The sequence below is a fragment of the Candidatus Poriferisocius sp. genome (genome assembly GCF_965214065.1).
Classification (GTDB): domain Bacteria; phylum Actinomycetota; class Acidimicrobiia; order Acidimicrobiales; family Bin134; genus Poriferisocius.
Map to the genome: position 1 here is coordinate 67,800 of NZ_CBDCAT010000025.1, position 13,858 is coordinate 81,657.

The following is a 13,858-nucleotide window of genomic DNA, read 5'->3' on the forward strand; positions in this document are numbered from 1 at the left end:
AGGCTCAGATACCGATGAGCGACCATTTGCCTTATAACTCCCCACCAGTAGAGCCGTCGATCGGGATCGGCGTTCTCCACCTCTTTGGCAAGCTCGGCCCCACGGCGGATCCCCAGGCTATTGCCGCGGCCGCCAATGAGGCTGAAGCCGAGGGTGTTCAAGTGGTCGCAGTGGCCGTGCTGGGCCACAAAGCCGATTTGGCCTTCATGGTCCTGCACGCCGACCTGTGGCGGCTGCGGGATTTCCAGACCGCGGTACGCAGGGGCGGGCTCGACATCGTGGACTCCTATGTGTCCCTCACCGAGATGTCGGAATACGCCGCCGGCCTCCCTGAAGAGACCAAGCAGGCCCGGCTGTATCCCCAGCTCCCCCCCGAGGGCAAACCGGCGTGGTGCTTCTACCCCATGTCTAAGCGCCGCAATCCGGAGCAGAACTGGTATGAGCTGTCTTTCGAGCGCCGCCGAGAGCTGATGTACGAGCACGGCGCCAGCGGCCGGAAATTTGCCGGCCGGGTGGTGCAGCTCATCACCGGCTCCACCGGCATCGACGACTACGAATGGGGAGTGACGCTGTTCTGCGAGCACCCCGACGACCTCAAGGAGGTGGTGTACACCATGCGCTACGACGAGGCCTCGGCCCGCTACGCCGAGTTCGGCCCCTTCTATGTCGGGATGGTGGCCCCTGTCGAGAGAGTTGCAAACCGGCTGATGGGGCAATAGGTGAAATACTTATGACCATGCAGATGCGCAGACTGCTCTGGGCCGCAGCTCTGGCAGCGCTGATAGCCGCGGGGTGCGGCAATGACGACGCCGACTCGGATTCGGCCCGACCATCTGGAGGAGGAGCGGAGCTGGTGATCGGTCGGATACTGCCGGAGACAGGGATGTTGGCCAACACGTCCTCTGCGATGGTGGTTTCCGTCGCTCTCGCTGTAGAAGACATTCAGGCCGCAGGCGGAAACGTGCGGTTGCTGACCGCTGATTCCGCCACCGATCCCGATATCGCCCCAGAGGCGGTCAACCGTCTTCTGGGCGAGGGTGCCCATGTGATTGTGGGGGCCTCGGCTTCGGGGGTTTCGCAGTCGTTCATCCAGACTCTCTACGACGCCCAAATCCCCCAGTGTTCGCCATCCAACACTTCCCCCTCGTTCTCGACCCAGGAAAACGCGACCTTCTACTTCCGAACCGTGCCGCCCGATCAGGCGGTGTCGCTGATTCTGGCCCAGATCGTGGCCGCTGATGGCGCCACCAATGTGGCCATTCCTGCTCGGGCCGATGACTGGGGCAACGCTCTTTCGCGTTTGATGGAGGAGAATTTCGCCGAACTCGGGGTGAACGCCCAGGTATTCGCCTATGACGAAGATGCCACCAGCTTTGACCCCACGGTGGAGGCCGTCGAGGCCATGGCCCCCGACGCAGTCGTTCTGGTCACGTTCACCGAGGGGGCTCAGATAATCCGAGGCCTGCTTGAAGCAGGTGTGCCTCCGCGGGCTCTGTACGGCACCGACGGCATCTACGATGTGAACCTTGCCGTCATGGTCGATTCTGGCAATCCCCACATCCTCGACGGCATGGTGGCAGCCGCCGCAGGGGGCAGCGGAGAGTTCAGCGACCGGCTTGTAGGGCTCGCCGACGGCAACGTTCTCTACGGAGGTCAGGCCTACGACTGCGTGGTGGTGCTGGCTCTGGCTGCCCTTGCCGCAGGCAGCACCAGCGGCCCGGAGGTAATCCAGCAGGTGCAGGCGGTGACCAGCGGCGGCCAGAAGTGCTTCGACTATGGCGAGTGCGCTGGCCTAATCGCCCAGGGGGTCGACATCGACTACGACGGCGTATCCGGACCGCTGGAGTTGAACGAGGTGGGCGATCCCACCTTCGGCCGGTACCTCATAGCCCAGTTCATCGACGGCGTTCTTACTGTGATCGACAGCCACGATGTGGACTTGGCCAATCTGAGTTGAGCGGTCTTTGTGAAAGAAGCGCAATAGGATCGCGGTCGTGGGTGAGAACCTGTTGAGGATTGCCGCGGCGGGCGTGATTTGGATTCTGGTTATGGCCGGGTGCGGCAGTGACGAGGGCGGCCAACCGGCGGCACCGGCGGAACCCGCAGAATCACGGGAGGCGGAATCGCAGGAAGCAGGGCAAGGAAACGTCGAGCTAGTCATCGGCTCGGTGATGCCCGAGACCGGCTCGCTGGCATTCTTCGGTCCGGCGATGATCGTCAGTATCGATTTGGCGGTGCAGGATATTCAGGCTGCGGGTGGGAGGGTGAGGCTTCTGACCGGTGATTCGGCCACCGATCCCGATGTCGCCCCCGAGACCGTCAACCGGCTCCTCGGTGAAGGTGCCCGGGTGATTGTAGGGGCGTCGGCGTCGGGGGTTTCGCAGTCGTTCATCCAGACCCTCTACGAGGCCCAGATTCCCCAATGCGCGCCGTCGAACACATCGACATCGTTCTCAACGCAGGCCAATGCTGCCTACTACTTCCGGACCGTGCCGCCTACCCAAGCGGTTGCTTTGATCTTGGCCGAAATGGTGGCGAGCGAGGGCGCCACGAACGTGGCGCTGCCTACCCGAGCAGATGACTGGGGCAATTCCCTGGCCAGGCTTATGGTCGAGAACTTCGATGAGCTGGGGGTGGGGAGCCAGATCCTCGCCTATGACGAGGATGCCGTCAGCTTCGATTCGATCGTGGCGGCCGTTGAGGATATGAGGGCAGATGCGGTGGTGCTCATCTCCTTTGCCGAGGGAGCCCAGATCATCAGGGGTCTGCTGGAGGCTGGTTTGCCCCCAGCCGCAATTTACGGCAGCGACGGGGTGTATGCCCCGAACTTGAACGAGTTGGTGGACCCGACCGACCCCAATGTCATCGACGGGCTCAAAGCCATAACCGTGGGCGGTGGAGAAGAGTATGGGCTGCGCCTGGGCGCATTGACCGGCGGCAACGTTCTTTATGGCGCCCAGGCCTACGACTGCGTGGTGGTGTTGGCGCTAGCGTCGCTGGCCGCAGGCTCTGTTGCCGGTCCAGCAATCATCGAGCAGGTGCAGGCGGTGACCAGCGGAGGCCAGAAGTGCTTCGACTATGGCGAATGCGCCGACCTCATCGCCCAGGGGATCGACATCGATTACGACGGCGTCTCCGGCCCGCTGGAACTCGACGAGGTGGGCGATCCCCGCTACGGGCAGTACCTGGTCGCCGAGTTCATCGACGGGGTTATGACCGTGATCGGCAGCCGAGAGGCCGACCTGGCGGTGTACAACTAGTTGTTGTAAGCCGTTTCGGCGTGGAGCGACTGGTCGAGGCCGACGCTCTCGTCCTCTGCTGAGGCCCTGATGCCCATGGTGCTATGGAGCACCCAGGTGATGATGTAGGTGGCAACGAAGCTGTAGGCCATGACCGCCAGAATCGAGATGATCTGGTTGCCCAGCAGCTCGCCGCCGCCGAAGAATACGCCGTCGATGAAGTCGGCCCCTTCGATGGCCCCGGCATCGGCGAAGAAGCCGATCAATACCCCGCCGATGATCCCGCCGATCATATGTATGCCCACCACGTCGAGGCTGTCGTCGTAGCGGTAGCGCAGCTTGAGCCCGATGGCCAAAAAGCACAGCACGCCGGCTGCGGCGCCGATCACGATGGACGACATCGCCCCCACGAAACCGGCCGCCGGGGTTATGGCCACCAAACCGGCCACGATGCCCGAGGCCATGCCCAGTGCGGTGGGCTTGCCGTCTTTGACGGTCTCGGCCAGCATCCACGAACACAGCCCGGCCGCCGCGGCCAAAAACGTGGTCAAAAAGGCGTGTGAGGCCGTGATGTCAGAGGCCAGGGCCGAGCCAGCGTTGAACCCGAACCAGCCGAACCACAAGATGCCCGCTCCCAGCAACACCAGGGGAAGGCTGTGGGGAAAGTCCACATCTCGGGGCCAGCCCTTGCGGGGGCCGAGCACTGCCACTACGGCGAGGGCGGCTGCCCCGGCGTTGATGTGGATGGCGGTGCCGCCGGCGAAGTCGTGGGCGGGCAGTTCGGCAATCCAGCCCTCGCCGCCGTAGATCCAATAGACAACCGGCGAGTACACCAAGAACGACCAAATCGGCACGAAAACGGCCCACGCCGAGAACTTCATCCGCCCGGCCACCGCACCGGAGATGAGGGCGGGAGTGATGGCCGCAAAAGTCATTCCGAACACGAATTCCCGCTTGGCCACCATGTCGTCCACGCCGTTGAGCCAGAAAGCGTCGAAGTCCCCGAATAGCGGGAAGCTCCAGTCGCCGGATGCGAACCCGAAGCCGGCCACCGCCCACAGCAAGGGCACGATGCCCAGGCAGTACAAGTTCATGTTCATCATGTTGAGCACGTTCTTCGTCCCGACCATGCCCCCGTAGAACAAAGCCAGGCCCGGCACCATGAACATGACCAGTGCCGCGGATACGAGTACCCACGCTGTGTCGGCGTCCATCGCTGCTCCCCTTGAATTGACGACTATTCCGCCTGTTGGCACCGCCAGTATGTCAGGTTTGGCGCCGTTGTCTCCGAACTGGCTTCATCCTGGTCAGCGATGGCGCCGACGGTGTACGAATGCCTTGGCTGCCCCCCATGTCAGGCCAGGCGATTGCAGGTCGGGGTGGATGTCGGCGAAGGACACAGGAGTCAGGTCGTAGACGTCGTCGGGGAACTGCTCGACGGCGAAATCGTCCCGCTCAACTGGGACCGCGCCGGCGTCGATCAGCACTTCAGTGGGGTAGAGCACCGCCCGGCGCAAGACAGCCAGAGGATTCTCCTGCTGGTCGTCGATATCGGCGGCTAGCAGCCGGGCCAGGTCACCGCCTATATCCGCTGCTGCGGCGGTGCCAGCAGCCTCTGCTGCCTGTCTGGTCTCGGCGTCCATGTCGTGGCTCCGGCTTGCCACAGCGGCCACTACCCAGCCGGGCAGTGCCTGCACGATGCCCTCGGCCAGCACTCGGGCGATCTCGGCAAGCTGTTGCTCAGCGGCGTGCAAGTCGGAATCGGTCAAGGGCGCGGCGCCGGCGGATCGAGCCTCAGGGCGGAGTTCAGATTCCCGGAGCGGAGGCCCTCCAAGTCGAGCGTGGCATACCGGTAGCCGGCTCGGCGCACTGCTGCGACCACCGCGGCCCGCTGGGCCACCACATCGGCCAAGCGCTCGTCGGGCACCTCGATGCGGGCCATATCCCCGTAGTGGCGCACGCGAAGCTCGGCGAAGCCCAACTCCCGCAGCGCGGACTCAGCGTCTCCCACCGAGGCCAGCGCCCCGAGCGTCACGGGCGTGCCGTAGGGGATCCGGGAGGCCAGGCACGGGGCGGCCGGTTTGTCCCAGGTTCGCAGCCCCAGCCGCCGCGACCACTCCCGTACGTCGGCCTTGGAGAACCCGGAATCCACCAGGGGGAACACCGCGCCCCGCTCGGCGGCGGCCCGCTGGCCTGGACGATGGTCGCCCAAGTCGTCGATGTTCACGCCCAGCGCCACCGTTGATGCGGTGGCTTGGGCCAGCGGGGCCACCGCATCCATCAACGCGTCCTTGCACCAGTAGCAGCGGTCGCCGTCGTTGGATACGTAGGCGGCCTGCTCCATCTCCGCGGTGTGAACTTCGCTCCATCGCAACCCCCACTCGGCGGCCAGCGACGCGCAGTCGTCGCGTTCTGCGGCGGCCAGCGACGGAGACACCGCGGTGACCGCGTGGGCTCGGTCGCCCAGCACGTCGTGGGCCACCCAGGCTAGGAACGAGGAATCGGCACCGCCGCTGAAGGCCACCAAGACCCGCTCCCGTTCGGCTAGGCCGAGTCGAAGCCGTTCTAGGTCGCCCACGCCCTCATTGTGGTCGGTGGGCGCTAAGTTTGCATCAGTGCGAAAGGCTTTGGTGCTTGTTGGCTTGGCGATTCTGGCCATCTTGGCCGGGTTGATGCCCGCCTCCGCGCAGCCAGACGGCGGAGACCAGGACTCCACCACAACCCGGCTCGAGGGGACCCTGCGGCTGGGCTTCGACCAGTATTTTGCCGGAGTCGAGATGACCGCGGCTGACCAGTCGGGCGGCGAGGTGGGCCGGGCTGTCACTGACCAGAGCGGCCGCTGGTCAATCCAAGTGCCCGGTGCCGGAACCTATGTGGTCAGCCTGAATGAGGCCACGCTGCCCGAGGGCATGGGCCTGCGAGAGGGCTACGAGGCCATCGTCGAGGCGACGGTGGCTGAGGGGGCGTCTCGGGCGGTGGTGTTTGCGGTGGGGGAGGCGCCGAAGGGCACCCCGTTCGGGGAGCGGGCTGCCCAAACGGTGTTCAACGGCCTGAAGTTCGGCTTGATCATTGCCATGAGCGCCATCGGTCTGTCGCTCATCTACGGAACCACCGGCCTGGTCAACTTCGCCCACGGCGAGCTGGTGACCTTCGGCGCGGTGATCGCCTGGTATTTCAACAGCTCGTGGGGTGGGTTGAATCTGGCATTGGCCGCGGTGGTAACCGTGATCGTGTGCGGAATGCTGGGAGCGGGGTTGGAGACGGGGATGTTCCGGCCAATGCGTCGACGGCGGCTGGGGATCTTCCAGTTGGTGGTGGTGACCATCGGCCTGTCTCTTTTGGGACGCCAGGTGATTCAGCTCTTCTTCGGGGCTGAGCCACGTCCCTACACCGACTTCCAGGTCCAAGAGCGGTGGGAGTTCGGACCTTGGGCGGTGACCCCTAGAGAGCTGGTGACCGTGGTAGTGATCACCGCCATTTTGCTGGCAGTGGGGCTGATGCTTCAGCTCACCCGCTTTGGCAAGGCCACTCGGGCCGTCTCAGACAACGCCAGCCTGGCCGATGCGTCGGGCATCAACGTGAACCGGGTGGTGCTGATGGTGTGGGCTATGGGGGCCGCTCTAGCCGGACTCGGCGGGGTCTTCCAGGGCCTCGACACCGACATCGACCCGTTCCTGGGATTCCAGCTCTTGTTGCTCATCTTCGCCGGGGTCGAGCTCGGTGGGCTGGGAACGGCATTCGGCGCGCTGGCCGGCTCGCTCATCATCGGAATGTCCACCGAGGTGAGCACGCTGTGGATCTCCCCCGAGCTGAAGTTCGTGGTGCCGCTGGCCGCGCTCATCGGTGTGCTGCTGTTTCGGCCCCAAGGTCTATTCGGGATCAAGGCTCGGGTGGGCTAGATGGACTTTGGCTTCAAGATGAGACGGGCGCGTTAAGTGGACTTTGACATCATCTTCGGCAACGCGGCCCGAGCGGCATTCGGCCCCGAAGCGGTGATTCTGGCCTTGGCCGCCATCGGCCTAAACGTCCATTTCGGCTTCACCGGCCTGTTGAACATGGGCCAAGTGGGTTTCTTGCTGCTGGGGGCCTACGGCACCAGCGTCTCGGTGGCCACCTTCGGCTGGTCGCTGTGGGTGGGCATCCTGGTGGGTCTTGTCCTGTCGGTGGCCCTAGCAGTGGCCCTGGGCTTTCCCACCCTGCGCCTGCATGCGGTGATGTTCGCCATCGTCACTGTTGCCGCGGCCGAGATCATCCGCATCCTCATCGGCTCCACCGATGCCATCGGCCTCACCGGAGGGCCGCTCAGCGTGAGCTTCGACGCTGGGGCGTTCTACGACCTGAATCCCTATCCTGACGGGCCCAACGACCGCTACGGCATCGGCACCTTCGAGTTCACCGGCCAGCAGTTGTGGGTCATCACTGTGGGCTGGGTGCTGGTGGCGCTGGTGTGTCTCGCGGTGTTCTTGCTGGTGCGCAGCCCGTGGGGCCGGGTGCTGAAGTCCATCCGGGAAGACCAGGATGCGGCCCGCAGCCTGGGCAAGAACGTGTTCTCCTACAAGATGCAGGCCCTGATCATCGGCGGTGTTATCGGCGGCATGGGCGGGGTGATCGATGCCATCAAGACTTCGGGTGCCGATCCCAACGGGTTCCGCCCGCAGGTCACCTTCTTCGCCTACACCGCGCTGCTGCTGGGTGGTGCGGCCACCTACGTGGGGCCGGTGCTCGGCGCCGTTTTGTTCTGGTTTCTGCGGGAGTGGATCGAGTCGTTCTTGCGCCAGCTCTCCGCCGAGGCTTGGCTGCCGAGCGCCGTGGCGGAATTCTTAGATGGTGCCGAAGGGGTCATCAGCGTGGCCATGGTGGGTTTGTCCCTGGTTCTGCTCATGTTGTTCCGCCCCCAGGGAATAACCGGCAATCGCACAGAAATGCAATTAGATGCCCGATGAGCTGACACCGCGATCCGAGGGGGCGCGCTCCGGGGCCGATTCAGAGCACGTAGGGACCGAGATCGAGCCGATCCTGACCGTGCCCCCAGTGGTAGGCGTTTCCAAACCCAACCCGATTCTGGTGGTGGACGACCTGACCAGGAGCTTCGGCGGGTTGCGGGCGGTAGACGTAGACCACTTGGAGGTGGAGCGAGGGGCGGTCACCGCCCTCATCGGGCCCAACGGGGCGGGCAAGACCACCCTGTTCAATCTGCTGACCGGATTCGACCGGCCCGACACCGGGCGCTGGTCGTTCGACGGAAAGCCGGTTTCCTCGCCGTCGCCCGACCAGCTGGCCCGCCGGGGCATGATCCGCACTTTCCAGCTCACCAAGTCGCTGGCCAAGCTGTCCGTGCTCGACAACGTGCTCCTGGGCGCTCCCGGCCAAATCGGGGAGCGATTGTTGTCGGCGCCGTTCCGGTCCCGGTGGCAAGACCAAGAGGAGGCCAACATCGAGCGGGCTGGGGAGTTGCTGGACCGCTTCAATCTGGCCCACATGCGCGATGAGCTGGCCGGCACGCTGTCGGGAGGCCAGCGCAAGCTGTTGGAGGTGGCCCGGGCGCTTATGGCCGAACCGATGATGATCATGCTCGACGAGCCCATGGCCGGCGTGAACCCTGCTCTGGCCCAGTCGCTGATGCGCCACATCGCCCAGCTGGCCTTCGAGGGTCTGACAGTGGTGTTCATTGAGCACGCCATGGATGTGGTGACCGGCAACAGCGACTGGGTGGTGGTGCTGGCCCAGGGCAGCATCATCGCCGAAGGCCCTCCTTGGAAGGTGATCCACGATGACGAGGTGATCGATGCCTATCTGGGCCGACGCCGAGCAGGGGCCGGATCGTGAGCGAGCCACGCCCCTTGATCCAGGTCGATGATGTGGTGGCCGGCTATCTGCCCGGAGTCGACATCTTGAACGGCTGTTCGCTGGAGTTGCATCCCGGTGAGGTCATCGGCATCGTCGGTCCCAACGGGGCCGGCAAGTCGACCCTGCTGAAAGCGGTGTTCGGTTTGGTGGGCATCCGCTCTGGGTCTGTTCGCCTGGCAGACGAGGACATCACCGGCCTGCGTCCCCACGAGCTGGTGGCCCGGGGCATCGGCTTTGTACCCCAGACCGACAACGTGTTCCCCCGCCTGACCATCCAGGAGAATCTGGAGATGGGGGTGTTTCAGAAGCCCAGCACGTTCCGCCGGCGGTTCGAGGCGGTGGCAGAGCTGTTCCCCCTCTTGGCGGAGCGCCGAGATCAGCGGGCCGACGGGCTGTCCGGCGGGCAGCGCCAGATGGTGGCCATCGGCAGGGCGCTCATGATGGAGCCCCAAGTGGTGCTGCTGGACGAGCCCTCGGCCGGGCTTTCTCCCGCCTACCAAGACCAGGTGTTTGAACAGGTCAGCCGCATCGCCCGGCACGGGGTGTCGCTGATAATGGTGGAGCAGAACGCCCGGCGATGCCTCGAGATCTGCGACCGGGGCTATGTGCTGGACCAGGGCACCAACGCCTACACCGGCACGGGCCAAGAGCTTCTCGACGACCCCAAGGTTGTGAGCCTGTATCTGGGCACGCTGATGGGGTCGTAGCCGCACATCGCTATTGCAGCATTGGACCACTAGCCTCGGCGGGCAGTGGCGATAGGCGAGGCGAGAACGAGCGCACTGCGCCGCGATGAGCTGCTGGCTGATCGCAGCATGGTGGGGACCGTTTGGTGCCGCGCGCTGGCCCGGCGCATGGACGAATGGCTCCTGGGGATCTTTGAAGCAGAGGTGGCCGACCCTGAGGGCATCGCTCTGGTTGCGGTGGGGGGGTATGGAAGGGCCGAGCTGTGTCCCTATAGCGACATCGACGTGCTGCTGTTGCACCGCGACCGCCCCGACATAGGTGACAGCGCCACCCGGCTGTGGTACCCGATCTGGGATGAGGGGCTCAAGCTGGGCCACTCGGTGCGGACGCCCCGGGAGACCCGAGACCTGGCCAAGACCGACCTGGATACGGCCACGTCGCTGCTGGACGGCCGTCACATTGCCGGTGACTCCGAGTTGACCGCCGACCTGACGGCCGACAATGCCACCCAATGGCGCCGCAGCGCCCGGCGGTGGCTGCCCTTGCTGGCCCAGCGGGTGGCCGAGCGCCACCGGCGCAGCGGCGAGGTGGCCTACAAGCTGGAGCCCGATCTCAAACAGGGCCGAGGAGGGCTGCGAGACGTCCACGCTCTGAGGTGGGCAGAAGCAGCAGTGTTCGATATGGACGAGGCCGACAGCAGCAAGCTGTGGGCTGACTACGAGGTGATCCTGGCGGCCCGGGTGGAGTTGCACCGAACCACCGATCGCCCTGGGGATCAGCTTCTGCTCCAAGAGCAAGACGGTGTGGCCGCCGCCCTCGACTACGCCGACGCCGATGAGATGATGGGTGCCATCGCCAGTGCGGCTCGGTCCATCGCCTGGCGCAGCGATGAGATCTGGGCGTGGCTGCGGGATTCCGAGCTGCCCCCCGAATGGCGCCGGAGGCTGCGCCGTCGCACCAGCCGCAGTAACACTGCGCTGGATGCCGGCGTGATGAACCACGATGGCCGAGCGGTGCTGGCTGCCGATGCCGATGCCGCTGATCCCTGCACTGCGCTGCGCCTGGCCCGAGCCGCCGCCTCCCACGGACTGCGCATGGACCGCCCCAGCCTGGAGCGACTACAAGCCCAGATGGCCCCCATGCCCAACCATTGGCCCGACGAGGGCCGCAAGATGTTCGTGGATCTGCTTATGACCGGCACCGCAGCCCCGCCGGTGATCGAGGCGTTGGATCAGATGGACCTGTTTGTGCGTCTTCTGCCCGAGTGGGCGCCCAACCGCAGTCGCCCCCAGCGCAACGCCTACCACCAGTTCACGGTGGACCGGCATCTGTGCGAGGCCGCGGCGTTGGCCGCCGATCTGGTCGACCGGGTGGACCGCCCCGACCTGCTCGTAGTGGGAGCCCTGCTCCACGACATCGGCAAGGGCTATCCAGGAGACCATACAGAAGTGGGCATGGAACTGGTGGCCGACATCGCCCACCGGATGGGATTCCCGCCCACCGACGTGGACGTACTGGTGGCGATGGTGGAGCACCATCTGCTGCTGCCCGACGTGGCCACCCGACGAGACTTGGAAGATCCCGACACCATCGCCGAGGTGGCCCGCCAAGCTGGCAGGGTGGAGACCCTGCGGCTGTTGGGGGCGCTGACCGAGGCCGACTCGGTGGCCACCGGGCCCTCGGCGTGGAGCAAGTGGAAGGCTAGCCTGGTGCGCGAGCTGGTGGCCCGCTGCGCTCACGTCTTGGAGGGCGGCGACATCGACGAGATCACGTCGAGGTTCCCCACCCCAGAGCAGCGGGACATGATGGAAGCCGGCGAGCGCCTGGTGCTGGGCGAAGGCGACACCTTGTTGGTGATCGCCCCCGACCAACACGGCATGTTCTCCCGGGTAGCCGGGGCATTGGCCCTGAGTGGACTCCGGGTGCTGTTGGCCGCGGCTCATTCCGAGTACGGGATGGCACTGGAGCGGTTCCAAGTGGAGAGCACCCTGGGCTTGGAGATCGATTGGCCTCAGGTCACGGCCTATGTGGAACAGGCCCTGGCCGGGCGCCTGGCCATCGAAGCCCGTCTTGCCGAGCGAATCAGCACCTACGAAGTCGAGCCCGACTTCACCCCCCGGCCGGTGATCGCCCCCAAGGTGAGCGTGGACAACGACTCCTCTTCTACCGCCACCATCATCGAGTTGGCCGCTCAAGCCCGGATCGGCCTGCTGAGCCGAGTCACCAGAGCACTTTCGCAGCTTGGACTCGACATTCTCAGCGCCAAGGTGCAAGACCTCGGTGGGGATGTGGTCCACGCCTATTACGTGCGCGACGGCGGGGGCAACAAAGTGACCGATCAAGACCACATTCAGGAGATCAATCTGGCGCTCCAGCACGCCATCGACACTTGCTCCACCCGGGTATGACGGCGATTGGGACCACCTAGCGGCTATGAATGACGAAGGCCGGCCAGTTGTAGGCGAGGACGACCTGCGGAGGTGGTCTGAGGCATTGGCCGGGATCGCACGAACCGGGCTGGCCTTCACTGACAACCAATACGAACAAGAGCGATTCGAGGAGGTGCTGCACGTGGCCGCCGATATGGCCGCCACGCTGAGCACGGGATGGACGCCCGACAACTTCGTGGCCGAGTGGATGAAGTCGGTGGGCGACGGGGTTCCCGGCTATGTGACCCCCAAGGTGGCAGTGGGGGCGGTGGTGGGAAACGACGATGGGGAGATCCTGTTGGTGCAGCGGGCCGACTCCGGGGTGTGGCTGTACCCCACCGGCTGGGCCGACGTGGGCTATTCCCCCTCAGAGGTGGTGGTCAAAGAAGTGCTGGAGGAGACCGGCATCCAATGCGAGGTTGAACGGCCCATCGCCATCCACGACGGCCTGCGCCGAGGCTTCACCACCGTGCCGATGTACTCGATGGTGTTTTTGTGCCGGGCGGTGGGCGGCCAACTCGATCCCCATCCCCTGGAGTGCCGCAACGTCGGCTTCTTCGGCCCCGACAACCTTCCCGACGGCGTCCAAGGCAGCGACTGGTGGCTCTCCCACTCCTTCGCCGCCATCCGCGGCGAACCCATAGATTTCCTCTTCGACCACCCCCGCACCCCACCCTGGCGCGACAGCCACCCCGGCTGAAACCGTGCGCCAGGTCCCTTGACCCGGCGTGAATAATCAGCTGCGCTGGTCGCGGAGGAACTGCTCGATCTGGTCGACGAACTCAGTGGGGTCGGTGGAGCGCATCTCCTCGATTTCGCCGTTCTCGGCCTCTTCTAGGTCGTAGGCGCTCTCCAACTGTGTGATGTACTCGGAGGTCTCGTCGGCCTGTTCGGCCAGCTCGGACACGTGGCGCTCGTAGCCTTCGGCCATCTCCTCGAGCTCTGAGGTATCGGGGGAGATGTCCAGCAGGGTTCCCAGCCTCCTCACCAGGGCGAGGGAGGCCTTGGGTGACGGGATTTCCGAGGCATATCCCGGCACCGCGGCCCACAGCGAGGCAGTTTGCAGCCCGGCATTGGCGCAGGCGTTGTGGAGCACCCCCACGATGCCGGTGGGGCCCTCGTAGCTGGAGGGAGTCAGTCCCAACTGGGAGGCCATCTCCGCATCATCGCTGCTGCCGTAAATCGGCGTTGGTCGGGTATGGGGAATGTCGGCCAAAAGCGCGCCCAGGGTGACCACCAGCGGGCTATCAAGCCGTTGGGCCATGTCCACTATTTGTTGGGCGAAAGTCTTCCACATGAGCTGGGGCTCGGTGCCCACCAGCAGGGCCAATTCGGTATCGGCGCCGTCGGGCGTCTCCTCTCCGGTGATGGTGGCCGCGATGAGATCGTTGCTGGGCCAGATCAGTGAGCGGGAGCCGTCGTCCGCGAGGCGAAGCCGGGGGCGGGTGTCGGCGAAGTCGTAGAACGGCTCGGGATCTAGCGTGGCCACCTCGGTTGTCTCCCAGCGGCTGGCCAGCCAGGCCAGCGCCCCGGAAGCGGCATCGCCGGCGTCATTCCACCCGGTGAAGGCGGCTACCAAGGCTGGCTGCTTGCGGGGGGACTCGTCCACCCAGGTGATCATCGTCACCTGCCCAACCTATCGCCCCGCTCCAATCA

The 13,858-nt window shown here is 65.2% G+C and carries 13 protein-coding genes; 9 read left to right on the plus strand and 4 right to left on the minus strand.

Translation table 11 applies throughout. The annotated features are described in order from the left end of the window. Positions 1-14: 14 nt before the first annotated feature. From ACOOGG_RS03120 to ACOOGG_RS03130, 3 genes are read left to right on the plus strand one after another with little or no spacing between them, the layout of a single operon-like run. On the plus strand, positions 15-719 hold the full coding sequence (locus ACOOGG_RS03120; RefSeq protein WP_420432186.1) for a chlorite dismutase family protein: 705 nt from the start codon (positions 15-17) through the stop codon (positions 717-719). A gap of 23 nt (positions 720-742) precedes the next feature. Beyond that, positions 743-1,957: an ABC transporter substrate-binding protein gene (locus ACOOGG_RS03125; protein ID WP_420432188.1), complete on the plus strand. Its 1,215-nt coding sequence runs from the start codon at positions 743-745 to the stop codon at positions 1,955-1,957. 37 nt (positions 1,958-1,994) lie between these two features. Further along, positions 1,995-3,260, plus strand: a complete 1,266-nt coding sequence (locus tag ACOOGG_RS03130; protein ID WP_420432190.1) for an ABC transporter substrate-binding protein — start codon at positions 1,995-1,997, stop codon at positions 3,258-3,260. Here the strand turns inward: ACOOGG_RS03130 and ACOOGG_RS03135 are convergent. The 3 genes from ACOOGG_RS03135 to larE all read right to left on the minus strand — a co-directional run bounded on the left by ACOOGG_RS03135 (position 3,257) and on the right by larE (position 5,817). After that, a complete protein-coding gene (locus tag ACOOGG_RS03135) occupies positions 3,257-4,453 on the minus strand; it encodes an ammonium transporter (RefSeq protein ID WP_420432192.1) in 1,197 nt (398 codons plus the stop codon). The genes ACOOGG_RS03130 and ACOOGG_RS03135 overlap by 4 nt on opposite strands. A 93-nt stretch (positions 4,454-4,546) precedes the next feature. Next, the gene (locus tag ACOOGG_RS03140) at positions 4,547-5,008 is read right to left on the minus strand and encodes a hypothetical protein (protein ID WP_420432194.1); all 462 of its coding nucleotides are present in this window, start codon (positions 5,006-5,008) and stop codon (positions 4,547-4,549) included. Then, a complete protein-coding gene (gene larE / locus ACOOGG_RS03145; protein ID WP_420432196.1) occupies positions 5,005-5,817 on the minus strand; it encodes an ATP-dependent sacrificial sulfur transferase LarE in 813 nt (270 codons plus the stop codon). Before larE ends, ACOOGG_RS03140 begins: the two co-directional genes overlap by 4 nt. A 37-nt stretch (positions 5,818-5,854) precedes the next feature. Here larE and ACOOGG_RS03150 point away from each other — a divergent pair, with 37 nt between their 5' ends. From ACOOGG_RS03150 to ACOOGG_RS03175, 6 genes are read left to right on the plus strand one after another with little or no spacing between them, the layout of a single operon-like run. Continuing rightward, the gene (locus ACOOGG_RS03150; RefSeq protein WP_420432198.1) at positions 5,855-7,138 is read left to right on the plus strand and encodes a branched-chain amino acid ABC transporter permease; all 1,284 of its coding nucleotides are present in this window, start codon (positions 5,855-5,857) and stop codon (positions 7,136-7,138) included. Between the two features lie 36 nt (positions 7,139-7,174). Continuing rightward, complete coding sequence (locus ACOOGG_RS03155; RefSeq protein WP_420432200.1) at positions 7,175-8,182, plus strand: branched-chain amino acid ABC transporter permease; 1,008 nt, start codon at positions 7,175-7,177, stop codon at positions 8,180-8,182. Beyond that, positions 8,172-9,065, plus strand: coding sequence for an ABC transporter ATP-binding protein (locus ACOOGG_RS03160; protein WP_420432202.1), 894 nt, complete (start codon positions 8,172-8,174; stop codon positions 9,063-9,065). The genes ACOOGG_RS03155 and ACOOGG_RS03160 overlap by 11 nt, the downstream gene beginning before the upstream one ends. Continuing rightward, complete coding sequence (locus ACOOGG_RS03165) at positions 9,062-9,793, plus strand: ABC transporter ATP-binding protein (RefSeq protein ID WP_420432204.1); 732 nt, start codon at positions 9,062-9,064, stop codon at positions 9,791-9,793. The genes ACOOGG_RS03160 and ACOOGG_RS03165 overlap by 4 nt, the downstream gene beginning before the upstream one ends. A 45-nt stretch (positions 9,794-9,838) precedes the next feature. Next, positions 9,839-12,181 (plus strand): [protein-PII] uridylyltransferase, encoded by a 2,343-nt coding sequence (locus ACOOGG_RS03170; protein ID WP_420432206.1) that lies wholly within the window; start codon positions 9,839-9,841, stop codon positions 12,179-12,181. Positions 12,182-12,206: 25 nt separating this feature from the next. After that, a complete protein-coding gene (locus ACOOGG_RS03175) occupies positions 12,207-12,902 on the plus strand; it encodes an NUDIX hydrolase N-terminal domain-containing protein (RefSeq protein ID WP_420432208.1) in 696 nt (231 codons plus the stop codon). A gap of 36 nt (positions 12,903-12,938) precedes the next feature. On the opposite strand, the gene ACOOGG_RS03180 is transcribed toward ACOOGG_RS03175, so the two are convergent. After that, a complete protein-coding gene (locus ACOOGG_RS03180) occupies positions 12,939-13,823 on the minus strand; it encodes a PAC2 family protein (RefSeq protein WP_420432604.1) in 885 nt (294 codons plus the stop codon). Positions 13,824-13,858 lie beyond the last annotated feature (35 nt).